Origin of the sequence: Lentzea xerophila (assembly GCF_051094245.1) — a bacterium.
Lineage (GTDB): Bacteria > Actinomycetota > Actinomycetes > Mycobacteriales > Pseudonocardiaceae > Lentzea > Lentzea xerophila.
Genome location: NZ_CP194934.1, coordinates 6,257,239 through 6,281,102, shown reverse-complemented (window position 1 = coordinate 6,281,102; position 23,864 = coordinate 6,257,239). Strand labels below are relative to the sequence as shown.

Below are 23,864 nucleotides of genomic sequence, written 5' to 3'. Positions count from 1 at the left end.
GGCTTGCTCGCGTCCTACTGGGGTTTCGCGACGTTGCAGCCGGGCAGCGACAGGTCGAGCGTCGTGCCGGGGCCGAAACAGGAGACGAAGCCGAACGTCTGCTGGCCGTAGTTGGTGCCCTTGCGCACGGTGATCTTGCCGGTGGCGTCGACCTCGCACGGGTTGTTCATCGTGCAGCGGCCGCCGCTCTCGTTGCCGGTGTTGTTGACGCCGACGACCTTGCCGCTCGCGTTGTCGATGATCGGCGAGCCCGAGGTGCCGCCGATGGTGTTGCAGGACGGCGTGTAGCGCAGCGAGTCGCTCCAGGTCCAGTCGGCTTCCCTGACCTGGTGGACGAAGTCGTCGATCTGGCAGGAGTAGATCCGCTTCCAGTAGCCGGAGACGACCCGGATCTCCGTCTTGGCGGCGGGGCGTGAAGCCGACAGCTCCAGCGCCCGGCTGCCGTACTGCTGCTGGATCTCCTGGTACGTCTTGCTGAGCTGGTAGAGCGCGGCGTCGGTGCCGGTCATCGTCGCGTAGACGAGCTTCGTGCCCGTCAGGGACGCGATCTTGGCCCCGGCGCCGTCGAGCAGGCTGAAACTGCGCGACACCGACCGGTCGACGATCACCTGGCCGGGCTTCATGAGTTCGACGCAGTGCCCGTTCGTGAGCACGAGAGCCTTGTCCGCAGGGCCTGACCCGGGCAGGCGGACCAGCGAGCCGGAGCAGTTGCTGAGTGCCACGATCCCGGTGAAGTCGACGGCGGCCTGCGCGGGTGCCGTCGTCACGCCGAGTGCGGCGATCGCCGCGAGCAGGGTTCCGACGAGTCGTCGTGCCATGTACAGGGTTCCTTTCGAGGATGGCATCCAAGCCAAGCCTGTACGGATCGTATCCGGTTCGCTACCGACGGAAGTCGGCTGACAGGCCGTTGATAACTCGATCGAGTGGCGCTGCCGGAGGCGGGCTAACGGGTTAAGCGGACCGATCGACGTCGTGGTCACACATCGCAACCGCCAGGAGCCTTCATGACCTACCCGACGCCGCCCGTCTACGCCCAGCCTCAGGTCGCGCCGCACAAGCCCGCAAGATTCGGTGCGCTGGCGTGGACCGCGGTGATCCTCGGGATCGTCGGTGTCGTCTGCTCGTGGGTGATCTTCCTCAACAACCTCACCGCCATCGCCGCGTTCGTCGGTGTCGTGCTCGGCTTCATCGCGCTGTTCGGCACCCGCAAGATCCTGGCGAGCGTGGGCATCGTCCTTTGTGTCCTCGCGATCGTCTTCACCGTGGTGGCGCAGCAGGCCGCGGTCGAGGAACTCGACAAGATCCTCGACGGCGGCGTGAACCAGGGCCAGGCCGGCGTCGCCGGTGAGACCGCCGGACAGGCCGCGGTCACCGAGACTCCGACCTGGGGCAAGCGGCACACGTGGGCGAACGGCCTCTCGGTCGACGTCGCCGCGCCGGTCGCCTGCACGCCCGGCCAGTACGCGCTGCCGCCGAACATCGCCCGCGCGGTGAAGTTCGAGATCACCATCACCAACGGGACCAGTGCCGCGTTCGAGACCGCGCTGTTGTCGGTCGGCGCCGACGCGCAGTTCAACGGGCAGAAGGCCGACATGGTGTTCGACAGCAGCGGCGGATGCGACAGCACGTTCGACTCGGCGACGGTGCTGCCGGGCAAGGCCTACACGTTCCACGTCGTGTACTCGGTCGCCGCGCAGCCCGGCGAGATGCAGCTCGTGTTCGAGCCGACCTTCAACTCCGACAAGGCGGCGTTCATCGGCCAGGTGTAAACCGTTCGCCTGCGGGCGCGCGGACGGGATACAAATCGGGGCATGTTGCGCAAGTACCCGCGAACGCCCCACCTGGAGGGCTCGCGCCTGCAACCGGGCGACGAGGACCTCGACCAGGTGCCGTTCCGCGCGATCGCGGGGCGGCACCTCGTCGTCGAGGAGAAGCTCGACGGCGCCAACGCGGGCATCAGCTTCGACTCCGCCGGTGCGGTGAAGTTGCAGTCACGCGGCCATTTCCTGGCGGGCGGGCCGCGTGAACGGCAGTTCGCGCCGCTGAAAGCGTGGGCCGCGACGCACCTGGGCGTGCTGTGGGACAGGCTCGGCACGCGGTACGTGCTCTACGGGGAATGGCTTTATGCCAAGCACACCGTGTTCTACGACGCGCTGCCGCACCACTTCTGCGAGTTCGACCTGCTCGACCGCTCGTCAGGGGAGTTCCTGTCCACACCGGAACGCCGCCGGGTGCTCGCCGGTACACCGGTGGTGTCCGTGCCCGTGCTGCACGAGGGACCGTTGCGGAGGCTGAAGGACCTGACCGCGCTGCTCGGCCCGTCCACGTGCCGCACTCCGAGATGGCGCGACGCGCTCGTCGACGCGGCACGTGCGGCCGGCCAGGACCCGGAAGTCGTTGTCGCGGAAACAGATTCGGACGACGACATGGAGGGCCTCTACATCAAGGTGGAGGAGGACGGGCGCACGGTCGAACGCTACAAGTGGGTACGGCCGACGTTCCTCACGGCCGTGCTCGACTCGGGCAGCCACTGGCAGGACCGCCCGATCCTGCCGAACCGGGTGGTGGCCCGTGTTTGAGCGACTCTGCCCGACCGGTCCGGAGTGGACTCTCGACTGGGACGCCGTGCGCTCGGCGTTCCCGTGGGTGCGCGCCATGGAGGGCGTGCGACAGGACCCGGTGCACCACGCGGAAGGCGATGTCGCCACGCACACCCGGATGGCGTGCGAGGCTCTTGTCTCGTTGCCCGAGTGGCGCGCGCGTCCAGAGCCGGACCGAGTGCAGTTGTTCGCGACCGTGCTGCTGCATGACTCCGCGAAGCCGTTCCGCACGCAGATCGAAGACGGCCGCATCACCGCACACGGCCACTCACGCGCCGGAGACCTGCTGGCGCGCAAGGTGCTGTGGGAGATGGGCCGCCCGATCGCCTGGCGCGAGCACGTCGCCGCGCTGGTGCGCCATCACCAGGTGCCGTTCTGGGCACTGGAGCGGCCTGATCTCGACCGCATCGCGTTCCGGGTGAGCCTGCTCGCCCGCAACGACGACCTGGCGACACTCGCCCGCGCCGACATCCTCGGCCGGATCTGCGGCGACGCCGGGCAGGTGCTGGAGAACATCGCGCTGTTCGAGGAGTACTGCCGCGAACGCGACTGCCTGGACCGGCCACGCTCCTTCCCGTCCGATCACGCGAGGTTCCAGTACTTCCGCACGCCAGGCCGCGACCCGGACTACGCCGCCTACGACGACACACGCGTCGAGGTGACGGTGCTGTCCGGCCTGCCCGGCGTCGGCAAGGACCACTGGATCGCCACGCACCGGCCGGGCTGGAAGGTGGTGAGCCTCGACGCCGTGCGCTCCCGCCTCGGCATGGCGCCCGACGGCGATCAACGCGCGGTGGCCGCCGCCGCGTTCGACGAGGCCCGGACGCTGCTGCGCGCGGGGGAGCGGTTCGTCTGGAACGCGACCAACATCTCCCAGCAGATGCGCGAGCGTTGCATCGGACTCGCCGCGGACTACCGCGCACGCGTCACCCTGATTGGACTCGAAGCGCCGAAGAACGTCATCCACGCTCGCAACCGCGCCCGCCCGGAACCGGTGCCGGCCGCCGTGATCGACCGGCTCGTCGGCAAGTGGGAGGCGGTCGACCCGACCGAGGCGCACGTCGTGGAACTGGTGGACACCGCACCGGCCGCGCCCCGCACGTAGGTCTGCGGACGCCCCCAAGATCCATATATCAGTTCTCGCGCTTCTCACACCGTTCCACTCCGACGCGGCCGGATCACGCGCGCACGCCCGTTATGTCAACCCAGAAAGCGCCTGACCTGGCCCTTAGCAATGACTTTTTGGACTTCGTCCGCAAACAAGTCGTTGCTAAGGGCTGGCGGCGCGTGTTCGATGGGCGGTGATATATCGGTTGGCGAGGGCGACAGCCGATATATCGGGGGCTAGCGACGATGTTCGCCGTGGTGGCCGATGGCACGGACGAGCCACAGGGTGCCCGCGCTGGCGACGACGAGAACGACGATGCCGGTGAGGAAGCCGATGCTCGTGGACGAGTCGTCGGGCTGGGGTGGCGGGCTGCTGTTGGGCTTCGTCTGGGCGATGGCCGGGATGTCCGTCATCGTCAGCGAGTTCGACCTCACCAGACCGGTGCTCTCCAGCAGGAGCATGTGTTTGAGCAGGAGGGTCAGGCCGGTCTGGGCGGCGATCCGCGCGGGGACGTTCTTGGTCGTCGCACGGGCGTGAGCGACCTGGATGATGAGCGAGCCGTCGGCTGCCCGTGACAGGTTCGCGTACATGCGGTCGAGCTCCTCGCCGGAGCTGGACGAGATCGCGTTCGCCCACGACTTCTGTTCCGTCGTCGGCTCGGCGGGCAGGTCCACGCCGATCTGCCGGGCGGCCTCGGTGACCGCCTGCGTCAGCTGGGCGTGCTCGGCGGCGAGCTGGCCCGCGACCTTGCGGACCTTCGCGTCGCGTGCGCGGTCGGAGCTCTCGCGGCTGACCGGTTTCTGCCAGAGCGAATGCTGGGCGAGCATCACGAGCAATTCGCGGTCAGGCGGTTCGACGTTCTGGCCGATGACTCGTACCGAGTTCACCTGAGCCTTCGCCGTCACCAATTCGAGTGCGGACGGGTCGGCGAGTCCGGTGTTCTCCAGGGTCGTCATCGTGCGGATCAGCATTTGCAGGGTTTGGTGAGCGAGCGTGCGGACTGCCGTGTTCTGCGTCGTGGCTCGCGTCTGTGCGGCCATTACCAGAAGGCCGCCCTGGGCCTGGCGGACGATCGTCGCGTAGGCGCGATCATGGTTGTCGCCGGTGCGTTCTGCCATCTCGTCGATGAGTGACTGGTGTTCACTGCTCACGTCGTTCGGCAACACCACGCCGAGTTCTTCGGCGGATTTGAGCAGATCGATGTCGAGTCGTGAGTGTCCTTCGAAGACGCCCCTTCCCGCGTTGCTGATCGCTGGGTTGGTCGTCCTCGCCGGAGCTTCTTTGCTCACCGGTATGAGCCAGGAGTTCGCTTGCCGTAGAGAGACGATGAATGAGCGGTCCGATGGTTGCACCTCGGTCGACTGCGCATTCGCTGGAACGGCTCCGATCACAACCCCCAGAAATACGACGGACAGCATGGTGAATAACGCTGCGCGCTGTCCCAGCGTGCCCAACTGGTGACGCATAGTGCTCGTTCCCTCCCGTGATCGAGCTGCCTTCGAAAGAGATACGCGCAGGTGGGGTCATGGTTCACGAATACCACCAGGCTGCTATGTGATGTGGATCACATGGTGACTGGCGAACCATTGAGGGTGAATTTACGTACCCGAGAGCTTTTCGTGTTCGCGATGTAGGATTCGGTGGATTCCACGCTCGGCCACCGAGTCGCTAGGTCTGCCGCCCGAAGCGAACCCGTCGCCGATATCTGGGGAGGTCGTCAGCTTCATGGGTGATCCGGGCAAGGTCGCGCAAGCCCGCCGGGACGAAGAATTGCTCGTGTTGCTCTACGGGCAGTTCCAGCGGATGTTGTTCTCGCAGGTCCTGTGCTTGACCAACTATGACCGCCAGTGGACGGAAGACGTCGTGCAGGAGACGTTGATCAGGGCTTGGCAGAACTCCGCGCATCTCGTTCGTGAGCCGGGCATGTTGCGCGGCTGGCTTTGTACTGTGGCTCGTCGCATTGTGATCGACGGATGGCGCAGCCGTCAGGCCCGTCCGCAGGAAGTGGAATTGTTGCGTCCGGACATCGCCGAATCTCCGGACGACACGGAACAGACACTTTCGGTGATGGTTATTACCGAGGTAGTACGCCAATTGAGTGATGAACACCGTTCAGCTATTTACGAGACGTATGTCATGGGACGAACGGTGAAGGAGGCCGCGATCGTTCTCGGAGTACCGGAAGGAACCGTCAAGTCCCGGCTGTACAAGGCGATGCACACGATCCGCCGGGCGCTGCAGGACAGGAGCTAGTGATGGTGATCCGTCAACCACATCACGAGCAGGCCGTAGCAGGCGAAGACGACGAAGACCGCACGGACCAGGAGGGGCCGTGCGGTGACGTTGCGGCGTATGCGCTGGGCGTGCTCGACCCGGCCGAGCACGTGCTGTTCTCCCGCCACCTAGCCGGGTGCGAGACCTGCCGGCTCGATGCGGCCGACTTCGGCATGGTCGCGCCGGTGCTGCGGCCGGTGCTCGGCGAGAGCGCCGGTCCACCGGGCGTGCCGCGCCTTCCGTGTCGCATCACCCGCGGCATCGTGCTGGTGGCGGCCGGCTTCGTGGTGGCCGTCGCCGCGGTGCTGTCGGTCGTGGAGTCCCTGTCCTCGCACGTCGGCGATCCCGTCGACGTCGGCACCCTCACGCGCGCGGCACCCGCTCACGACGAGCAGTTCGCGCCGCTGCGACGCGTGTAGGTCCTGGCGGGAGCCGGAGAGCAGGCAGGCGAGGCGCAACCACCCGCGCACCAGCGTGGCGAAGATCATCGCTCGCTCCCGCTCACCACTGCGAACAGCTCGCAGTTCCGTTGGCCGTTACCTGTGGGTAAGTTTGCCCGACGCCGAAGCGCGCGTCTCTACGGTCGACACCGAAGGAACCACCGCAACCTTCACCCTGCGGTCTCTCGGTACCGAAGGCAGGAGTAGACAGAGGTGACATCTCCACTACTCGGCCGGGACGCGGAACTCGCCGCGCTCGGACGCTTGCTGGACGACGCGCTCGAAGGCACGGGCTCGTGCGTGGTCGTCACCGGTGGCTTCGGCATCGGCAAGACCGCGCTGCTCGACGCGTTCACCGCCGACGCCCGCGAGCGCGGTTTCAGCGTCCGCCTGGCCAAGAGCGCACGCCTCGAGAGCCACCTTCCCGGCGCGGTCGTGCGGCAGCTCGCGCCTTGTCTCGCCAACGAGCACGACCTCGAAGAGCTGTATGCGCGCGCCGCGAACTCCGCGCGCAAGGCACCGATCCTCATCGTGGTTGACGACGTGCACGTCGCCGACACCTTCTCCAAGCGCGCACTCGCGTACCTGCGCCCGCGGCTGCGGCACATGCCGGTCGTCATCGCACTCGGCGCGTCACAGGGCTATCTCGCCACGGACGAGGTCACGCTGCCCGAGATCGCCGGCGCCCATCCGCACCGGATCGACCTCGACGGCCTCGACGTCGCCGCGATCGCCAGCCTCACCGAGAACCTCCCGGACCGGGACCCGCAGCGCTGTCACGAGCTCACCGGCGGCAACCCGTATCTGCTCCAGGCGTTGCTACGCGAGGAAGGCGACGGCTCGGCGGCCGTCGGCGAGATGATCGGCATGCGGCTGCGCGAGTACACCGGCGCCGCCGAAGTCGCCCGATCCGCCGCCGTGCTGGATGCCGACGCCGGCCTCGACCTGCTGTCCGCGCTCACCGGCTTCGACGCGCTGCCCGCCGTCGACACGCTCGTCCGCCTCGGTGTGCTCGCCGACACCGACCCACTGACTTTCCGGTATCCGTTCGTACGCAACAGCATCCTCGCCGACATGCCGCTCGCCGTCCGGTCCGCCGCGCACGCCCGCGCCGCCTGGCTGCTGTTCGAGGCGGACGCCCCCGACGAACGCGTCGCCGAGCACGTGCTGAAAGCCAGGTCCGTCCGCTTACCCTGGTCCGTCGACCTGTTGCGGGAGGTCGGCGGCGTCGAGCACCTGGAACGGGCGCTCGAGGAACACCTGTCCGAACCCGACCGGCTGGCGATCGAGGCCGAGCTCGGCCACACGGAACACCTGCGGGACAACGCACTGGGGCGCGACCGCGTACGCGACGCGCTGGTCCGGTGCGAGGACCCGCATCTCGCCGCGAACGTCGCGTTGTCGTTGATCCAGCGCATGTGCACGGGTTCGGACCCGCACTTCGCGGTCTCGCTGGCGATCATGGTCGTTGCGCGGCTGCTACCGGAAGACCGTGACCTGGTCTGGAATCTCGTCTGTACGACGTACCTGCTGGCCGCGAACCGCGACGCGCCCATGGCGAACTGCGCCGGCAAGTACTTCGAAGACCTCATCGGTGACGTCCCGCAGGACCCGAACCTCAAGCGCGCGCGGTCGGCGTTGCTCGCGGTCGGCAACGCCCGCAGCGGCGACTCGTACGCCGAAGCCGTCGAGTACGCGCTGGAGGCGCTCGAAGGCGACTGGGTCGACGTCTTCGGTTCGTCCTACCTGTTCACGTTCCTGGTACCGGTACTCGGCGACAACCCGGAGAACATCAACAAGCTCTGGCTCTCCCACAGCACCGCGCCGGTCTCGCACGACCCGCACCTGCGCCGCGGAATGCTCAGCATGATCGCCCGCGCCTCCTCCTTCCACAACAGCGGCGACCTCGCGCGCGCCTACACGTTCCTGACGCCACCGGTCTCGACCGGCAACCGCGACTGCCCCGCCGTCGTGCTCGCGACCGCGAAGCTCGCCGAGGTGTGCATCGAGATGGGGCAGTTCGACGAGGCCGCCCCGCTCGTCGCCGAGGACGGCGACCTGTTGCAGCACATCAACATCTGCTACGCCCGCGGCCGGCTCAAGCTGGCGTCCTGCCACGCGGAGGGCGCACTGGAGGACCTGCTGGAAGCGGGCCGGCGGCTCGCCGCACGCGAGATGCCCAACCCGGCTCTGGTCGCGTGGCGTCACCACGCCGTGCGGGCGTACCTGGCGCTGGGCAACCGCGACGACGCCGCCCGGCTCGCGCACGAGGAGTTCGACCTGGCCAAGCGGTGGGGCTCTCCGAGGGTGGTCGGCACCGCGCTGATGAGCGTCGGCGTGAGCACCGACGACATCGACGTCCTCGTTGAGGCGGAACAACTTCTCGCCTCAACGCCGCACCGGTTGCTGCACGCCCAGTCGTCGTACTGGCTCGGCCACCACCTGCGCCGCAAGGGCCGCACCGACGCGGCGGCGCCTCACCTGCGGCAGGCGTTCGACCTGGCTCGCCGCCTCAGCGCGCACCCGCTGGCCAAGCTCGCCGGAGACGAGGTTCGCGACGAGGACGACCAGGTGCAGGGCCTGACGAAGCAGGAGAACCGGGTCGCGCGGATGGCGGCGCAGGGCCAGACGAACCGGCAGATCGCCGAGACCCTGCACCTGACCCGCCGCACGGTGGAGCTGCACCTGTCGAGCGCCTACCGCAAGCTCGGCATCACGGGACGAGCCGAGCTCGTCGCCGCCTTGTGGTCCTGACCCAGCGGCACTCGGCTCGGTCCATGATGGACTCTCGGGTGGAAGCGTTGCGCGGTAAGGGGAATCCGGGGCGCGCGTCGTTGATCATCTTCTTCTGGTTGGGAACCTCATACCCGCCACGGAGAGCCACCACAGCGACACGGTCGTCACGATCCTGCGGCCTCGAAGATCGTCATCGCGGCGGCACCGAGCCGTACCAGCTGATCGAGACGTCCTTCGATGACAGCACAGGCTGGAACTCTCGATACGAGACCGGCGTCCCGTTGGAGTGAACTATCCAACGTGGTGGGACGCCGGTCTCGTGGGCGAGCCATCCGGTTCGTGAGTTACCCGAGCTGTGAAGCCTCGCGGGCGAGGGTCTCGATGCGGTCCCAGTCGCCGGCCTTCAACGCGTCCTTAGGGGCCAGCCACGAACCGCCCACGCAGCCGACGTTGGACAGCGCGAGGTAGTTCGGCGCCGACTGCGGGGTGATGCCGCCGGTCGGGCAGAACTTGATGTGCGGGATCGGGCCGCCGATCGACTTGAGGTAGTCGACCCCGCCCGCGGCCTCGGCCGGGAAGAACTTGAGCGCGTTCAGTCCGCGCTCGGCCAGCCGCATCACCTCCGACACCGTCGCCGCGCCCGGCAGGTACGGCAGCCCCGTCGCGTCGGCGGCGTCGAGCACCCGGTCCGTTGTGCCGGGGGTGACGAGGAACGCCGCTCCCGCCTTCGCGGCCTGCTCCGCGTGCTCCGGCGCCGTGACGGTGCCGGCGCCGATCACGATCTCCGGCACCTCGCGCGCGACGTTCTCGATCGCGGCGAGAGCGGCCGGAGTGCGGAGCGTGAGTTCGATGACGCGAACGCCACCGCGCAGCAGCGCCTGGGCGAGCGGCACCGCGTGGTCGGCGTCGTCGACCACGACGACGGGGATGATGGGCGAGAGCGCGAGCAGGTCGGCTCCGGTGGTCGCTCCGGTGGTCACGGTGTCACTCCTTGATCGAAAACCGATATATCGCATACCACCCGCTGGTTGACCACCGTCCGGATGCAAAAAACGTTTGCGGACGTCCGCAAAAGACTCATTGCAAAGGCGGTAGGCAAGGTCCGCGTGGGCGGTCTGGTCGGGCGTCACCGCCCCTTTGCAACGGGTCTTTTGCGGACGAAGTCCAAAGACTCATTGCTAAGGAGCAGGTCAGCTGTGGTGTCGGGGCCAATATATTGGTGGTGCGTGGTCGGGTCAGTGGTGCGTGACCGGAGCGAAGTGGTCGGCGGTGATCGGGCCGAACACCGTCGCGCCGCGGTCGGCAGGTCCGACGGTACGGCGCAGGGCGGCGAACAGCTCGCGGCCGGTGCCCGCCCACTCGTGGCCGGCCGGCGGGAAGTCGACGAGCGGGCGCGACGCCAGTTCGTCGGCGGAGACGCGGACCTCCAGGGTTCCCGCGGTGGCGTCCAGCCTCACCATGTCGCCGTCGCGGACGCGGCCGAGCGGGCCTCCGACGGCGGCTTCCGGGGTCAGCTGGATCGCCGCCGGGATCTTGCCCGAGGCGCCGGACATGCGGCCGTCCGTCACCAGGGCCACCTTGTGGCCGCGGTCCATCAGGACGCCCAGCGGGGGCGTCAGCTTGTGCAGTTCGGGCATGCCGTTGGCCTGGGGGCCCTGCTGGCGGACGACGACGACCACGTCTCGGTCGAGCTCGCCCGCCTTGAAGGCCTCCTGGAACGCCTCCTGCGTGGTGAACACGCGGGCCGGCGCCTCGACGACGTGGTTCTCCGACGCCACCGCCGACACCTTGATGACCGCGCGGCCGAGGTTGCCGGACAGCATGCGCAGGCCGCCGTCGGAGGCGAACGGGTCCGAAGCCGGCCGCAGGACGTCGGTGTCGAGCGAGCGGCCCGGACCGTCGACCCAGATCAGCTCGCCGTCGACCAGCATCGGCTCCTGGCGGTAGCGGTCGAGGCCGTGGCCGACGACGGTGTTGACGTCGGCGTGCAGCAGGCCGGAGTCGAGCAGGGTGCCGACGACGAACTGGACGCCGCCCGCGGCCTGGAAGTGGTTGATGTCGGCGCTGCCGTTCGGGTAGACCCGCGCGATCAGCGGCACGACGGAGGACAGGTCCGAGAAGTCGTCCCAGCTCAGCTCGATGCCCGCGGCGGCGGCGATGGCGACCAGGTGCATCGTGTGGTTCGTCGAGCCACCGGTGGCCAGCAGGGCCACGACGCCGTTGACCACGGCCTTCTCGTCGACGATGTGCGCGATCGGCGTGTAGCCCTCACCGCGAGCCATCTCGACGGCGCGGCGGCCGGCGTGCTCGGTCAGCGCGCGGCGCAACGAGGTCCCGGGCGGCACGAACGAGGCGCCCGGCAGGTGCAGGCCCATGACCTCGACGACCATCTGGTTCGAGTTCGCGGTGCCGTAGAACGTGCAGGTGCCGGGGGAGTGGTACGAGGCGGCCTCGGCCTCCAGCAGGTCCTCGCGCGAGGCTTTGCCCTCCGCGTAGAGCTGCCGGACGCGGGCCTTCTCCTTGTTCGACAGGCCGGACGCCATCGGGCCCGCGGGCACCAGGATCGACGGCAGGTGGCCGAACGACAGCGCGCCGATCAGCAGGCCGGGCACGATCTTGTCGCAGACGCCCAGCAGCACCGCGGCGTCGAACATCTCGTGGGACAGGGCCACGCCGGTCGACATCGCGATGACGTCACGGCTGAACAGGGACAGCTCCATGCCGTCACGACCCTGCGTGATGCCGTCGCACATCGCGGGCACGCCGCCCGCGAACTGGGACACGCCGCCGACGGCGCGGACCGCGTCCTTGATCCAGGCCGGGTACTCCTGGAGCGGCTGGTGCGCCGAGAGCATGTCGTTGTAGGACGAGACGATCGCGACATTGGACTTGCGCAGCGCCCGCAGGGCCGCCTTGTCGCCGCCGGTGATTCCGGCGAAGCCGTGCGCGAGGTTGCTGCAGGCGAAGCCGGACCGGGACGTTCCGTCCTGCGCGGCGGCGGCCACACGTTCGAGGTACACACGGCGGGAATCGGCGCTCCGGGCGGCGATCCGGCGTGTCACCTCGGTCAGAACAGGATGCAGTTCGGTCATGGGGGTCTCCGGGTCATCACGGGCCGTGGTGGGCCCTTACGAGACGACAACGGTGGCGTCCCACGGACGGGCGTGACGCCACACACAGTAAGTCATGGCTGGTCGTAGACACAAAAACGATTCAGTAGCTGAGACCGAACCAGTTTTGAATCTTGGCGTGTGGTGCTTGTCACATGGCTTGAGATTGGGCAGAGTGCGGGGCACGACCTTGGAACGGAGGTGTCCCATGAACTCCACGGAGATCGTCGAGCTGCGCCGGGTCATCGGGCAGATGCGGCACGCCGTCAGCGCGCTGCGCGCCAGGTATGGCGACGTGGCGCCCGTTCAACGCCTGGCCAACGACGTAGAGCGCATGGACATCGACGCCACCGAACTCGTCGACCTCAGCACCCCGAGGCAGCGCGAAGCGCCTCAAGTGGAACGCGAGGTCGTGGTCGTGCCCGACACGCCCTACGACGAGTCGCTCTGGAAGGACGCAGACGACGAAGGACTCGGTGGCTACCGCAACCGGACCTGAGCCGAGCTGATCACACGGCCCCCGCCTGACGCGGGGGCCGTAGTCGTTCCTCCACAACGACGTGGACCCCCAGAAAGGTGAGTAATGGCGAGGGCAGAGATCGCCGCCAGGACTCTGCGCACGGACCGATGGTGGCTGCCACCGCTGACGACCTTCGTCGGCCTGCTGCTCATCTCGATCTACGCGGCGTTCCGCACGTTCCAGGGGGACTACTACTGGGTCGACCAGTACCACTACCTCACACCGATGTACTCGCCGTGCCTCACGGAGGAGTGCATCCCGGCGGCATCGCACTTCGGTCAGTGGTTCCCGGCGCTACCGGGCTTCCTGACCCCGCCGCTGCTGATCATCCCGTTCCTGCTGGGGTTCCGGATCACCTGCTACTACTACCGCAAGGCCTACTACCGCGCTGCCTGGGCGTCACCGCCCGCGTGCGCCGTGGCCGAGCCGCACAGCAAGTACACCGGCGAGACCAGGTTCCCGCTCATCGCGCAGAACCTGCACCGCTACTTCTTCTACGCCGCCTCGCTCCTGCTGCTGATCAACATCTACGACGCGCTGCTCGCGTTCGGCACCGGAGTGGGCCTCGGCAACATCGTCCTGCTGGTCAACGTGAGCCTGCTCGCCGCGTACACGTTGTCGTGCCACTCGTGCCGCCACATCGCGGGCGGGCGGCTCAAGCACTTCTCCAAGCACCCGGTCCGCTACTGGATGTGGACGCAGATCTCGAAGCTCAACAACCGGCACATGCAGCTCGCCTGGGCCTCGCTGATCTTCGTCTGCCTCACGGACCTGTACGTCGCGCTGGTCGCCTCGGGAACGATCTCCGACCTCCGCTTCATCAACTAAGGAGTGGTTTTGCCCGAGCTGGAAAGGCATTCGTTCGACGTTCTCGTGATCGGCGCGGGTGGTGCCGGTCTGCGTGCCGCGATCGAGGCCCGTGAGCACGGCCTGCGCACCGCCGTTCTCTGCAAGTCGTTGTTCGGCAAGGCCCACACCGTCATGGCCGAGGGCGGGATCGCCGCCGCCATGGGCAACGCGAACGAGAGCGACAACTGGCAGGTGCACTTCCGCGACACCATGCGCGGGGGCAAGTTCCTCAACAACTGGCGGATGGCCGAACTGCACGCACAGGAGGCACCGCAACGGGTCTGGGAGCTCGAGACCTACGGCGCGCTGTTCGACCGCACCAAGGATGGCCGCATCTCGCAGCGCAACTTCGGTGGCCACGAGTACCCGCGCCTCGCGCACGTCGGCGACCGCACCGGCCTCGAACTGATCCGCACGCTGCAGCAGAAGATCGTGTCGTTGCAGCAGGAGGACTTCAAGGAGTTCGGCGACTACGAGGCACGCCTGCGGGTGTTCCAGGAGTTCACCGTCACCGAGCTCGCGAAGGACGGCGACAAGATCGCCGGCGCGTTCGGCTACTGGCGCGAGTCCGGCAGGTTCGTGCTGTTCGAGGCACCGGCGGTGATCCTCGCGACCGGCGGCATCGGCAAGTCGTTCAAGGTCACCTCGAACTCCTGGGAGTACACCGGCGACGGCCACGCGCTCGCGATGCGCGCGGGCGCCTCGCTGATCAACATGGAGTTCATCCAGTTCCACCCCACCGGGATGGTCTGGCCGCCGTCCGTCAAGGGCATCCTCGTCACCGAGTCCGTCCGCGGTGACGGTGGCGTGCTGCGCAACTCCGACGGCAAGCGGTTCATGTTCGACTACATCCCCGAGGTGTTCAAGGACAAGTACGCCGACAACGAGGAAGAAGCCGACCGCTGGTACACCGACCAGGCGAACAACCGGCGCCCACCGGAACTGCTGCCGCGCGACGAGGTCGCCCGTGCGATCAACTCCGAGGTCAAGGCCGGTCGTGGATCACCGCACGGTGGCGTCTTCCTCGACGTGTCGACGCGTCTGCCTGCGGAGGAGATCCGCCGCCGGCTGCCGTCCATGCACCACCAGTTCAAGGAACTGGCCGACGTGGACATCACCGCCCAGCCGATGGAGGTCGGACCGACCTGCCACTACGTGATGGGCGGCGTCGAGGTCGACCCGGACACCGGATCCTCGTCCGTGCCAGGGCTTTACGCCGCGGGTGAGGTCTCCGGTGGCATGCACGGCTCGAACCGGCTGGGCGGCAACTCGTTGTCGGACCTGCTCGTGTTCGGCCGGCGTGCGGGTGCGGGTGCCTCGGAGTACGTGCGGGCTCTCACCGAACGGCCGGTGGTCGCCGAGGAGACCATCACCGAAGCACGGGCCACCGCGCTCAAGCCGTTCCAGCACGAGGGCGGCGAGAACCCGTACACGCTGCACATGGAGCTGCAGCAGTCGATGAACGACCTCGTCGGCATCATCCGCCGCGCCGGTGAGATGGAAGAGGCGTTGCAGCGCCTCGAGAAGCTCAAGGAACGCGCCCGGTCGCTGACCGTCGAGGGCCACCAGCAGTTCAACCCCGGCTGGCACCTCGCCCTCGACCTGCGCAACATGCTGCTGGTCTCGGAATGCGTGGCGAAGGCGGCACTGCTGCGCACCGAGTCCCGCGGCGGCCACACCCGCGACGACCACCCGTCGATGGACGCCGAGTGGCGGCGAAAACTGCTGGTGTGCAAGACGGAAGGGGATGGTGTCTCCGTCGGGGAGAAGCCGCAGATCCCGATCCGGTCCGACCTGCTGGACCTGTTCGACCGCACCGAGCTGGAGAAGTACCTCACCGCCGAGGAGTTGGCATGAGCTACCAGGGCAAGTTCCGGGTGTGGCGCGGTGACGACTCCGGCGGCGGGCTGGAGGACTTCACCGTCGAGGTCAACGAGGGTGAGGTCGTCCTCGACATCATCCACCGGCTACAGGCCACGCAGGCACCGGACCTCGCGGTGCGGTGGAACTGCAAGGCGGGCAAGTGCGGCTCGTGCTCGGCCGAGATCAACGGACGCCCGCGCCTGCTGTGCATGACCCGCATGTCGATCTTCGAGGAGTCGGAGACGATCACGGTCACGCCGATGCGGACGTTCTCGATCATCCGCGACCTCGTGACCGACGTGTCCTTCAACTACACCAAGGCGCGCGAGGTCCCGTCGTTCGCGCCGCCGAAGGACCTGGCGCCGGGCGAGTACCGGATGCAGCAGGTCGACGTGGAGCGCTCGCAGGAGTTCCGCAAGTGCATCGAGTGCTTCCTGTGCCAGAACACCTGCCACGTGGTGCGTGACCACGAGGAGAACAAGGAGGCGTTCTCGGGCCCGAGGTTCCTCATGCGGGTCGCCGAACTGGAGATGCACCCGCTCGACACCGCGGACCGCGTCGACCAGGCCCAGGAACAACACGGGCTCGGCCTCTGCAACATCACCAAGTGCTGCAGCGAGGTGTGCCCCGAGCACATCCACATCACCGACAACGCGCTCATCCCCATGAAGGAGCGCGTCGCCGACCGCAAGTACGACCCGGTCGTCTGGCTCGGCAACAAGCTGTTCAAGCGGTCCTAGCGACGGCCTGCGGTATGACCAGCCCGGACTCGTACGCCATCACCACGGCCTGAGCCCGGCTGGTCAGCCGCAGCTTCGTCATCACGCGGTTGAGATGCGTCTTCACCGTGCCCTCGGTGACGGTCAGCCTGCTCGCGATGGCCGTGTTCGTCAGACCGGTACCGACGAGCCTGAGCACCTCGCGTTCCCGGTCCGTCAGCTCGTCCAGCCCGGCCGCGCTCCACGCCGAAGCCGCCGCGCCGCCCCTCAGGTAGGCCGCCACGAGCCTGCCCATCACCGTGGGGCTGAACTGCATCTCCCCGGACGCCACGGCGTCGATGGCGGCGATCAGCCGGGCCGGTTCGGATTCCTTCAGCACGAACCCCGCCGCACCCAGCCGCAACGCCTCGTGGACGTACTCATCGAGGTCGACGGTGGTCAGCACCAGCACCCGCGCGGACGCCGCGACGCGCTTGAGCGCCGCCGGCCCCGGCAGGCGGATGTCCATCAGGATCACGTCCGGACGCACCGACTCGGCGAGCGACACCGCCGTCTCGCCGTCGGCGGCCTCTCCGACGACCGTCATGCCCGGTGTCGAGTTCAGCAACGCGACCAGGCCCGCCCGGAACAACGGCTGGTCGTCCACTACAAGCACGCGCGCCACAATGCCCCTCATTCATGTGACGTCACCGCGGTAGTTCCCCCACCACGAGCGTACCGCGAAAGTTGACGGGAGATCCACTCTTCGTGAGACGACCCGGTTCCGCCGGCGTCGATACGTTCCGCGACATGCGCACCGCATCGGCAGACCTGCTCGCCGTCCGCACGATCACCGTCGACGGCTCGGACGTCTGGCTCCGCGTCACGTCCAGTCCCGTCGACCTGGAGATCCGGTGGTACCGCGACGGCGACCACCGGGTGGCAGGCAGCCCCGTGCTGTTCCCCGCGGGCGACCGCTCACGCCGGTTGCTCGGCACAGGCTTCCGCGCCGGCACCACCTTCTGCCTCGACGTCGTGGGCGAGGGCGGTCAGGACTGGTGCGGTGTCGTCGACTGGAACGTCTGACAAAGAGAAAGGGGCGTGTCCGAAGTGGACACGCCCCTTGCCGTTCGAACGGTGTCAGACGGTGACCCCGCCACCGATCGTGTGCGACGCGTGGCCGAGCTGGACCTGCCCGGCGGCGTCGTCGTCGGTGTGAATGACCTTCTTGTTGCGGCGGTTGCGCTTCTCGAGGTAGTTCGCGAACCACGTCAGCAGCAGGCACAGTCCGATGTAGATGAGGGCGACCACGATCATCACCGAGATCATCGGACGGCCGAAGTTCACCGCGTCACCACCGATGCGCGTACCCCACCGCAGCAGTTCCTCGAACGTGATGAGGAAGCCGAGCGCGGTGTCCTTCAGCAGCACGACGAGCTGGCTGATGATAGTCGGCATCATCGCCCGCAACGCCTGCGGCAGCAGCACGAACGTCATCACCTGCGTCTTGCGCATGCCCAGCGCGTACGCGGCCTCGCTCTGCCCCTTCGGCAGCGAGTTGATGCCCGCGCGGAAGATCTCCGCGAGCACCGAGCCGTTGTACAGCATCAGGCTGACCACGACCGCCGTGAACGCGCTCAGCTTCACCCCGGCCACGGGAAGGCCGTAGTAGAAGAAGAACATCATGATCACGAGCGGGATCGCGCGGAAGATCTCCACGATCACCGCCGCGGGACCGCGCACCCACGCGTGGTCGGACAGCCGCGCCGCCGCGAAGATCGCGCCGAACACGAGCGCCAGCACCGCGCCGACGCCGAACGCCGACAGCGTGTTGCCGATCGCCTCCACGAGCGACAGCTGGATCTGCTTGTAGTTGATCCAGTCGAGCCTGCGGGCGGTGAACTGGTCGGTGGCGATGAAACGCATGATCACGTACACGACCGCCGCGATCGCGGCCGCGATGCCGACGACCGCCATGATCCTGTGACGGAAGCGGGCCTTCGGGCCGGGGACGTCGAACAGCACCATGCTCATCGGGCCACGCTCCACCGCTTCTCGAAGACCTGCTGGACGTACGTCAGCGGCATCACCAGGACGACGAACCCGATCGCCACCCAGAGCAGTCCGAACAGGACGTTGTCACCCTGCTCCGACAGCGCGTCGCGGATCGAACCGGCCTGGGGGACCGCGAAGCCCGACGCGACCGTCGTGTTCTTCAGCAACGCGATCATCGTGCTCGTCATCGGCGGCACCACCGAGCGCAACGCCTGCGGCAGCACCACGTTGCCGAGCATCTGCGTGAACGTGAGGCCGAGCGCACGGGACGCCTCGGCCTGCCCGACCGGCACCGTGTTGATGCCGGAACGCACGACCTCGCAGACGAAAGCCGCGGTGTAGAGCGACAACGCGGTCACGGCCGCGGTGTAGGGCTCGATCTTCACGATCTCCAGGAGCGGATACGCGAAGAGGAAGAACACGAAGACCAGCGTCAGCGGCGTGTTGCGCAGCACCGTCACGTAGGTCGCCCCGATGCCCCGGAAGACCGGTACGGGGCTGACGCGCAGCGCGGCGAGGAGCGTGCCCAGCACCAGCGACAGGACCGCGGAGACCGCGAAGAGCTGGAGGGTCTGGCCAAAAAGCCGCAGGAAGAGTTCTAGGTTGTTGGTGAGGACGCTCATCGGTTTCCTTGCCGTCCGTCCGCCTTCAAAGGAACGGCCGGTGGACCCACGTGGGATCCACCGGCCACGTGATCAGCCGTCAGTAGCGGTCGATCGCCGGCTTCTGCGCCGTCGAGCCAGACTTGCCGAGCGTGCCGTCGTAGATCTTCTGCCAGGTGCCGTCGTCCAGCGAGGCCTGCAGGACGTCGTTCACCTTGTCGCGCAGGGCCTTGTCGTCCTTGGGCAGGCCGATGCCGTACGGCTCGCTGGAGAACGTCTTGCCGACGACCCTCAGCTTGCCCTCCTCGGCGGCCGCGTAGCCCTTGAGGATCGCGTCGTCCGTGGTGACCGCGTCGACCTCACCGTTGAGCAGCTTCGTGACGCACTGCGAGTAACCCTGGAACTCCAGGATGTTCTCCGGCTCGGTGTAGCCGTTGTCCCGGATCTTCTTGATCGGGGTCGAGCCGGTGACCGAGCAGACCTTCTTGCCCTTGAGGGTCTCCGGGCCGGTGATGTCGGTGTTGTCCTTCTTCACCAGCAGGTCCTGGCCGGCGACGAAGTACGGTCCGGCGAACGAGACCTTCTCCTTGCGACCGGCGTTGATCGTGTAGGTGCCGACGTAGTAGTCGACGTCACCGTTGATCAGCGCCTGCTCGCGGGCGGCGGACTGGATCGTCTTGAACTGGATCTTCGTCTCGGGGTCGAAGCCCAGCTTCGCGGCGACCAGGCGCGCGATGTCGATGTCGAAGCCGCTGTACTTGTTCGTCGTCGGGTCCTTGTAGCCCAGACCCGGCTGGTCTTCCTTGACACCGACGATGAGCTCGCCGCGCGCCTTGATCTTCTCGAACGTGGGCGAGCCGTCGACCGTGACGTCCTTGGCGACCTCGAAGAGGCCGGCGGGCGCCGCCGAGTCGGTCGGGCTGCCCTCCTTGCCACACGCGGTCAGGGCCAGTGCGCCCGTCAGCAGCACCGCCGCAAGGGTGCGAACCCTCATCGTCCTTCTCCTGCCATTCGTTCGAAAGTGGGCTGACTACTAGTGAGTCAGGATCTTGCCAAGGAAGTCCTTCGCGCGGTTGGACTTCGGGGCCGAGAAGAACTCCTCCGGGGTCGAGTCCTCGACGACCTCGCCGTCGGACATGAAGATCACCCGGTCCGCGGCCTTGCGGGCGAAGCCCATCTCGTGCGTGACGACGAGCATCGTCATGCCGTCCTTGGCCAGGCCCGTCATGACGTCCAGGACCTCCTGGACCATTTCCGGGTCGAGCGCGGACGTGGGCTCGTCGAACAGCATCACCTTGGGCTTCATGGCGAGCGCGCGGGCGATCGCCGCACGCTGCTGCTGCCCACCGGAGAGCTGTGCGGGGAACTTGTCGGCCTGGTTGGCGATGCCCACTCGCTCCAGCAGTTCCATCGCGGTCTTGCGCGCATCGGCGGCCGGGGTCTTGCGCACCTTCGTCGGAGCCAGCATCACGTTCTCGACGATGGTCTTGTGCGCGAAAAGGTTGAAGGACTGGAACACCATGCCGACATCTGCGCGCAGGCGGGCCAGTTCCTTTCCTTCGGCGGGAAGTGGCTGCCCGTCGACCTCGATGACACCGGAATCGATCGGCTCGAGTCGGTTGATGGTCCGGCACAGGGTCGACTTACCGGAACCCGACGGCCCCAGCACGACCACGACCTGCCCCTTCGGCACTTCCAGCTGCACGTTCTTGAGCACGTGCAACGGGCCGAAGAACTTGTCCACACCCGCCACACGAATCATCGGCGGGGCAGAGGCGGCAGTCATCCAGTCCTCCATTTGGGGTCGTCGGCGTTGGCGGAAACCTAGGTGTCCGCCACCACACCAGTCCAGGACATTGAGCAAGACTTAGGGTCTCAACTCTGTCACAGGCAGACATCGGTTGCCCGGGAGGTAGCGAAAGTGCGCGTGCTGCTCGTCGAGGACGACGACAGGGTCGCCGAGGCCTTGGTCCCAGCCCTGACCAGACGGGGTTTCCAGGTGGACCGTCAAGCCACGGGCCGCGGCACGCTCGACCGCCTCACCGGCGTCGACGTGGTGCTGCTCGACCTCGGCCTGCCCGACATGGACGGCGTGACGCTGTGCCGTGCCATCAGGGCCGCCTCGGACGTCGCGATCATCGTGGTGTCCGCGAGAGGGGAGATCGACGACCGGATCCTCGGCCTGCACGCCGGGGCCGACGACTACCTGGTCAAGCCCTATGACGTGGGTGAACTCGTCGCACGCGTGCACGCCGTCCGCCGCCGTCGCGGTGCCGACCCGGTCGGCGTGGGCTCGGTGTCGACGGAGGTGTTCGAGACCGGCGACGTGCGGGTCGACCTGGGGCGCCACGAGGTCACCGTGGCGGGTGAATCCGTCGCGTTGTCGCGCAAGGAGTTCCAGGTCCTCGCCCTGGTGATGGCGGCCGGCGGCGCGGTGTGCACGCGGGAGCGGATCCTCGCCGAGGTGTGGGGACGCACCTGGTCCGGTGCGAACAGGACGCTCGACGTGCACGTCGCTACGCTGCGGACCAAGCTCGGCCGTCCGGCGTTGCTCGAGACGGTGCGCGGCGTCGGGTACCGGCTGGGGCAGGTGTGATCTCAATTGGGTGATCTTCGCGCGGCGTGTCGCCGCCGGGTGGGGTGACCGCCCGTGAGGTCCCGGCTGCTGAGCGTGGTGCTCGCCCTGATCGTGCTGGTGCTCGTCGGCCTGGGCGTGCCGCTGGGCCGCGGTGTGGCGTCCGCGGAGCAGCAGGAGATGTTCCTCGACCGGCTCACCGACACCAGCCGGTTCGCCTCGCTGGCGGCGCGGCCGCTGATCGACGACAAGCCCGATCTGCTGCGCCCCGAGCTGGAGCGCTACGACGAGGTCTACGGCATCGGCGTGGCCGTGGTCGCCCGCGACGCGCCGACGGTGCCGCTGGTGGCGTCGCGCAACGACCTCGCGCTCGGCGAGAGCGGCGTGCAGGACCTGGTCAGCAAGGCGCTGGCCGGGCGCCTGCCGGTCGCCCCGCCGCTGTTCATGCCCTGGAGCGACGCGATGCTCGTGCTCGCCGAACCGGTGCTGGTCGACGGCGAGGTGCGCGGCGCGGTCATCACGTTCTCGCCGACGTCCAAGACCCGCTTCGAGGTGCTCGCGTGGTGGGGCGTGCTGCTCGCGGCGAGCCTGCTGGTGCTGGCACTGGCGGTGCTGCTGGCGCTGCCGGTGGTGCGCTGGACGTTGCGCCCGGTGCAGGCCCTGGACGACGCGACGGGCAAGCTCCTCGCCGCGGTGGTGGCGGGCCGTCCCGTGCCGCCGGTGGGCGCGGAGAGCGGGCCGCCCGAGCTGCGGCAGCTCAGCAGGTCGTTCGACCAGATGGCCGCGAACGTGAGCGATGTGCTGGCCGCCCAACGCGCGTTCGTCGCCGACGCCTCACATCAGCTGCGGAACCCGTTGACCGCGCTGAAACTGCGTCTGTCCAACCTGGAGGGCCACGTCGACTCCGAGGCGGAGGTGCACCAGGTCGAGGCGCTGAGCGAGACCGACCGGCTCAACCGCATCCTCGACGAGCTGCTCGCGATGGCGCGCGCCGAGTCGAGCTCGGTCGACCCGGTGCCGGTCGACGTCGACAAGTCCGTGGCGGCACGGCTTTCGGCGTGGCAGGCGGCCGCGGCGGCGAAGGAGGTGCACCTCGTGCTCGACGGGCAGCGCGTCGGCATGGCCCTCGCCCCGCCGCGCGGTGTCGAGACGATCCTGGACGCGCTGCTCGACAACGCGTTGAAGTTCACCCCGGAAGGCACGCTGATCGTGGTCGACGCCCGCAAGTCCGGCAGCGTCGTGCGGCTCTCCGTCGCCGACCACGGGCCGGGCCTGCAGCCCGACGAGCTCGAACGCGCGACCGACAGGTTCTGGCGCAGTCCCGCCCACCAGAACGTGCCCGGTTCCGGGCTCGGCCTGTCGATCGTGCGGCTGGTCGTCGAACGCGTCGGCGGCACCGTCCGGCTGGAGTCGCCTGAGGACGGTGGGCTGAAGGTCGTGATCGAGCTGCCGGCGGTTTAGACCTTGGCTTCGCGGAAGTAGCGCATCGCGCCGTTGTGCAGCGGCACCGGTGACGTCTCGATCGCGGACCGCTGCTCTATCGTGCGCGCCGCCGAATGCGCCTTCACGAGCTCGGGCTGGCCCTCGAACAGCTGCCGGACCAGCGCCTCGGCCACGTCGTCGGGCATCTTCTCGTTGACGAGCAGGAAGTTGCGGACCACGAGCGTGATGACCGGCCCGACCGGGCCGGACTGCAGGTTGTAGACGGACGCGGGCAGCGTCGCCGACCCGTACACGGGCTTCTCCTGGCGGAACTTCGGCAGCACGTCGCTCAGGTCGAGCATCCGCACGCCGAGCGCCTTGGTGAGGTCCGTGATGGTCTTGGTCGGCAGGCCTCCCGACCAGAAGAACGCGTCGAGCCTGCCCTCCTGCATCGCCTGGGCGGAGTCGTCGAGGTTGAGGTTCACCTCCTGGGGCGTGACGTCCGCCGACCTGAGCAGCCCGCGCGCGATGATCTCGACGCCCGACTCCCGCCCGCCGATCGACACGCGCCGTCCGGAAAGGTGGCCGAACTTCGTCACCGGCAGGTCCGCGCGGACGATCACCTGCAGGTAGTCGTCGTGCATCCGGGCGAGCGCCCGCAGCCGGTCGGAGCCGGGGACGGCCTCGAGTGCGTCGGCCTGGGAGAAGCCGACCTGCGCCTGGTCGTTGACGAGCCGGATGACGTTGTCGGTGGACCCGGCGGTGGCCACGACCTGCGGCCGGGTGATGCCGAGGCGCCCGCTCCAGATGTCCGCGAGGCCCCTGCCCAGCGAGTAGTAGACGCCACCCTCGCTGCCCGTGGCCATCGTGATCTTGACGTCTTCCAGCGTGCTGCCGCAGCCCGTCAGGACCGTTGCGGCGGTCAGCAGGCTCACGGCGGCATGCACTCGTCCCAGCACCTGCGCATCGTGCCACGGGGGCGTTCTACGCTTGCACCCGACGAAAGGTTGGT

23 protein-coding genes are annotated in these 23,864 nt (G+C 68.0%); 13 read left to right on the top strand and 10 right to left on the bottom strand.

Going from position 1 to position 23,864, the window contains the following annotated elements:
- Positions 1-14: 14 nt before the first annotated feature.
- On the bottom strand, positions 15-818 hold the full coding sequence (locus tag ACRSBM_RS29710; protein ID WP_434448296.1) for a S1 family peptidase: 804 nt from the start codon (positions 816-818) through the stop codon (positions 15-17).
- Between the two features lie 186 nt (positions 819-1,004).
- On the opposite strand from ACRSBM_RS29710, the gene ACRSBM_RS29705 reads away from it, so the two are divergent.
- The 3 genes from ACRSBM_RS29705 to ACRSBM_RS29695 are packed head-to-tail and all read left to right on the top strand — an operon-like array spanning position 1,005 to position 3,705.
- Positions 1,005-1,769: a hypothetical protein gene (locus ACRSBM_RS29705; RefSeq protein ID WP_434448294.1), complete on the top strand. Its 765-nt coding sequence runs from the start codon at positions 1,005-1,007 to the stop codon at positions 1,767-1,769.
- A 42-nt stretch (positions 1,770-1,811) separates the two neighbouring features.
- Positions 1,812-2,579, top strand: a complete 768-nt coding sequence (locus ACRSBM_RS29700) for an RNA ligase family protein (protein ID WP_434448292.1) — start codon at positions 1,812-1,814, stop codon at positions 2,577-2,579.
- Positions 2,572-3,705, top strand: coding sequence for an AAA family ATPase (locus ACRSBM_RS29695; protein WP_434448291.1), 1,134 nt, complete (start codon positions 2,572-2,574; stop codon positions 3,703-3,705). The genes ACRSBM_RS29700 and ACRSBM_RS29695 overlap by 8 nt, the downstream gene beginning before the upstream one ends.
- A 239-nt stretch (positions 3,706-3,944) precedes the next feature.
- Here the strand turns inward: ACRSBM_RS29695 and ACRSBM_RS29690 are convergent, their stop codons facing one another.
- Entirely contained in the window at positions 3,945-5,126 is a 1,182-nt protein-coding gene (locus ACRSBM_RS29690) for a DUF4142 domain-containing protein (RefSeq protein WP_434448289.1), read from the bottom strand.
- Positions 5,127-5,433: 307 nt separating this feature from the next.
- On the opposite strand from ACRSBM_RS29690, the gene ACRSBM_RS29685 reads away from it, so the two are divergent.
- The 3 genes from ACRSBM_RS29685 to ACRSBM_RS29675 all read left to right on the top strand — a co-directional run bounded on the left by ACRSBM_RS29685 (position 5,434) and on the right by ACRSBM_RS29675 (position 9,176).
- The gene (locus tag ACRSBM_RS29685; protein WP_434448287.1) at positions 5,434-5,961 is read left to right on the top strand and encodes a sigma-70 family RNA polymerase sigma factor; all 528 of its coding nucleotides are present in this window, start codon (positions 5,434-5,436) and stop codon (positions 5,959-5,961) included.
- A gap of 2 nt (positions 5,962-5,963) precedes the next feature.
- Positions 5,964-6,401, top strand: a complete 438-nt coding sequence (locus tag ACRSBM_RS29680) for a zf-HC2 domain-containing protein (RefSeq protein WP_434448286.1) — start codon at positions 5,964-5,966, stop codon at positions 6,399-6,401.
- A gap of 234 nt (positions 6,402-6,635) precedes the next feature.
- Positions 6,636-9,176: a BREX system ATP-binding domain-containing protein gene (locus ACRSBM_RS29675; protein ID WP_434448284.1), complete on the top strand. Its 2,541-nt coding sequence runs from the start codon at positions 6,636-6,638 to the stop codon at positions 9,174-9,176.
- 326 nt (positions 9,177-9,502) lie between these two features.
- On the opposite strand, the gene eda is transcribed toward ACRSBM_RS29675, so the two are convergent.
- Together eda and edd are read right to left on the bottom strand one after the other, a co-directional pair.
- Complete coding sequence (gene eda, locus ACRSBM_RS29670; RefSeq protein WP_434448282.1) at positions 9,503-10,138, bottom strand: bifunctional 4-hydroxy-2-oxoglutarate aldolase/2-dehydro-3-deoxy-phosphogluconate aldolase; 636 nt, start codon at positions 10,136-10,138, stop codon at positions 9,503-9,505.
- A gap of 255 nt (positions 10,139-10,393) precedes the next feature.
- Positions 10,394-12,250, bottom strand: coding sequence for a phosphogluconate dehydratase (gene edd / locus ACRSBM_RS29665; protein WP_434448281.1), 1,857 nt, complete (start codon positions 12,248-12,250; stop codon positions 10,394-10,396).
- 226 nt (positions 12,251-12,476) lie between these two features.
- Between edd and ACRSBM_RS29660 the strand changes: the two genes are divergently transcribed.
- From ACRSBM_RS29660 to ACRSBM_RS29645, 4 genes are all read left to right on the top strand, one after another.
- Positions 12,477-12,767 (top strand): hypothetical protein, encoded by a 291-nt coding sequence (locus ACRSBM_RS29660; RefSeq protein WP_434448279.1) that lies wholly within the window; start codon positions 12,477-12,479, stop codon positions 12,765-12,767.
- 84 nt (positions 12,768-12,851) lie between these two features.
- Positions 12,852-13,616 (top strand): hypothetical protein, encoded by a 765-nt coding sequence (locus ACRSBM_RS29655; RefSeq protein ID WP_434448277.1) that lies wholly within the window; start codon positions 12,852-12,854, stop codon positions 13,614-13,616.
- Positions 13,617-13,625: 9 nt separating this feature from the next.
- Entirely contained in the window at positions 13,626-15,494 is a 1,869-nt protein-coding gene (locus ACRSBM_RS29650; protein WP_434448275.1) for a fumarate reductase/succinate dehydrogenase flavoprotein subunit, read from the top strand.
- On the top strand, positions 15,491-16,240 hold the full coding sequence (locus ACRSBM_RS29645) for a succinate dehydrogenase/fumarate reductase iron-sulfur subunit (RefSeq protein WP_434448273.1): 750 nt from the start codon (positions 15,491-15,493) through the stop codon (positions 16,238-16,240). Before ACRSBM_RS29650 ends, ACRSBM_RS29645 begins: the two co-directional genes overlap by 4 nt.
- Here ACRSBM_RS29645 and ACRSBM_RS29640 read toward each other — a convergent pair.
- Positions 16,227-16,895: a response regulator gene (locus tag ACRSBM_RS29640; protein WP_434448271.1), complete on the bottom strand. Its 669-nt coding sequence runs from the start codon at positions 16,893-16,895 to the stop codon at positions 16,227-16,229. The genes ACRSBM_RS29645 and ACRSBM_RS29640 overlap by 14 nt on opposite strands.
- A 113-nt stretch (positions 16,896-17,008) precedes the next feature.
- Here ACRSBM_RS29640 and ACRSBM_RS29635 point away from each other — a divergent pair, with 113 nt between their 5' ends.
- On the top strand, positions 17,009-17,284 hold the full coding sequence (locus ACRSBM_RS29635) for a hypothetical protein (protein WP_434448269.1): 276 nt from the start codon (positions 17,009-17,011) through the stop codon (positions 17,282-17,284).
- A 54-nt stretch (positions 17,285-17,338) separates the two neighbouring features.
- On the opposite strand, the gene ACRSBM_RS29630 is transcribed toward ACRSBM_RS29635, so the two are convergent.
- The 4 genes from ACRSBM_RS29630 to ACRSBM_RS29615 all read right to left on the bottom strand — a co-directional run bounded on the left by ACRSBM_RS29630 (position 17,339) and on the right by ACRSBM_RS29615 (position 20,617).
- Positions 17,339-18,232: an amino acid ABC transporter permease gene (locus ACRSBM_RS29630; protein ID WP_434448267.1), complete on the bottom strand. Its 894-nt coding sequence runs from the start codon at positions 18,230-18,232 to the stop codon at positions 17,339-17,341.
- Positions 18,229-18,876, bottom strand: coding sequence for an amino acid ABC transporter permease (locus ACRSBM_RS29625; RefSeq protein WP_434448265.1), 648 nt, complete (start codon positions 18,874-18,876; stop codon positions 18,229-18,231). Before ACRSBM_RS29625 ends, ACRSBM_RS29630 begins: the two co-directional genes overlap by 4 nt.
- 79 nt (positions 18,877-18,955) lie before the next feature.
- Positions 18,956-19,849, bottom strand: a complete 894-nt coding sequence (locus tag ACRSBM_RS29620) for a glutamate ABC transporter substrate-binding protein (RefSeq protein ID WP_434448263.1) — start codon at positions 19,847-19,849, stop codon at positions 18,956-18,958.
- Between the two features lie 39 nt (positions 19,850-19,888).
- Complete coding sequence (locus tag ACRSBM_RS29615) at positions 19,889-20,617, bottom strand: amino acid ABC transporter ATP-binding protein (RefSeq protein WP_434453258.1); 729 nt, start codon at positions 20,615-20,617, stop codon at positions 19,889-19,891.
- A 159-nt stretch (positions 20,618-20,776) separates the two neighbouring features.
- Here ACRSBM_RS29615 and ACRSBM_RS29610 point away from each other — a divergent pair, with 159 nt between their 5' ends.
- Both ACRSBM_RS29610 and ACRSBM_RS29605 read left to right on the top strand, forming a co-directional pair.
- Positions 20,777-21,451: a response regulator transcription factor gene (locus tag ACRSBM_RS29610; protein WP_434448261.1), complete on the top strand. Its 675-nt coding sequence runs from the start codon at positions 20,777-20,779 to the stop codon at positions 21,449-21,451.
- 54 nt (positions 21,452-21,505) lie between these two features.
- Positions 21,506-22,891: a sensor histidine kinase gene (locus ACRSBM_RS29605; RefSeq protein ID WP_434448259.1), complete on the top strand. Its 1,386-nt coding sequence runs from the start codon at positions 21,506-21,508 to the stop codon at positions 22,889-22,891.
- Here the strand turns inward: ACRSBM_RS29605 and ACRSBM_RS29600 are convergent.
- On the bottom strand, positions 22,888-23,811 hold the full coding sequence (locus ACRSBM_RS29600; RefSeq protein WP_434448257.1) for a TAXI family TRAP transporter solute-binding subunit: 924 nt from the start codon (positions 23,809-23,811) through the stop codon (positions 22,888-22,890). The two genes, ACRSBM_RS29605 and ACRSBM_RS29600, sit on opposite strands and share 4 nt — an antisense overlap.
- Between the last annotated feature and the right edge of the window lie 53 nt (positions 23,812-23,864).

Coding starts and splice junctions, on each gene's coding strand:
- ACRSBM_RS29710 (WP_434448296.1), bottom strand. CDS start 818: ATGGCACGACGACTCGTCGGAACCCTGCTCGCGGCGATCGCCGCACTC.
- ACRSBM_RS29705 (WP_434448294.1), top strand. CDS start 1,005: ATGACCTACCCGACGCCGCCCGTCTACGCCCAGCCTCAGGTCGCGCCG.
- ACRSBM_RS29700 (WP_434448292.1), top strand. CDS start 1,812: ATGTTGCGCAAGTACCCGCGAACGCCCCACCTGGAGGGCTCGCGCCTG.
- ACRSBM_RS29690 (WP_434448289.1), bottom strand. CDS start 5,126: ATGCTGTCCGTCGTATTTCTGGGGGTTGTGATCGGAGCCGTTCCAGCG.
- ACRSBM_RS29685 (WP_434448287.1), top strand. CDS start 5,434: ATGGGTGATCCGGGCAAGGTCGCGCAAGCCCGCCGGGACGAAGAATTG.
- ACRSBM_RS29680 (WP_434448286.1), top strand. CDS start 5,964: ATGGTGATCCGTCAACCACATCACGAGCAGGCCGTAGCAGGCGAAGAC.
- edd (WP_434448281.1), bottom strand. CDS start 12,250: ATGACCGAACTGCATCCTGTTCTGACCGAGGTGACACGCCGGATCGCC.
- ACRSBM_RS29660 (WP_434448279.1), top strand. CDS start 12,477: ATGAACTCCACGGAGATCGTCGAGCTGCGCCGGGTCATCGGGCAGATG.
- ACRSBM_RS29655 (WP_434448277.1), top strand. CDS start 12,852: ATGGCGAGGGCAGAGATCGCCGCCAGGACTCTGCGCACGGACCGATGG.
- ACRSBM_RS29645 (WP_434448273.1), top strand. CDS start 15,491: ATGAGCTACCAGGGCAAGTTCCGGGTGTGGCGCGGTGACGACTCCGGC.
- ACRSBM_RS29640 (WP_434448271.1), bottom strand. CDS start 16,895: ATGAGGGGCATTGTGGCGCGCGTGCTTGTAGTGGACGACCAGCCGTTG.
- ACRSBM_RS29635 (WP_434448269.1), top strand. CDS start 17,009: ATGCGCACCGCATCGGCAGACCTGCTCGCCGTCCGCACGATCACCGTC.
- ACRSBM_RS29630 (WP_434448267.1), bottom strand. CDS start 18,232: ATGAGCATGGTGCTGTTCGACGTCCCCGGCCCGAAGGCCCGCTTCCGT.
- ACRSBM_RS29625 (WP_434448265.1), bottom strand. CDS start 18,876: ATGAGCGTCCTCACCAACAACCTAGAACTCTTCCTGCGGCTTTTTGGC.
- ACRSBM_RS29620 (WP_434448263.1), bottom strand. CDS start 19,849: ATGAGGGTTCGCACCCTTGCGGCGGTGCTGCTGACGGGCGCACTGGCC.
- ACRSBM_RS29615 (WP_434453258.1), bottom strand. CDS start 20,617: ATGATTCGTGTGGCGGGTGTGGACAAGTTCTTCGGCCCGTTGCACGTG.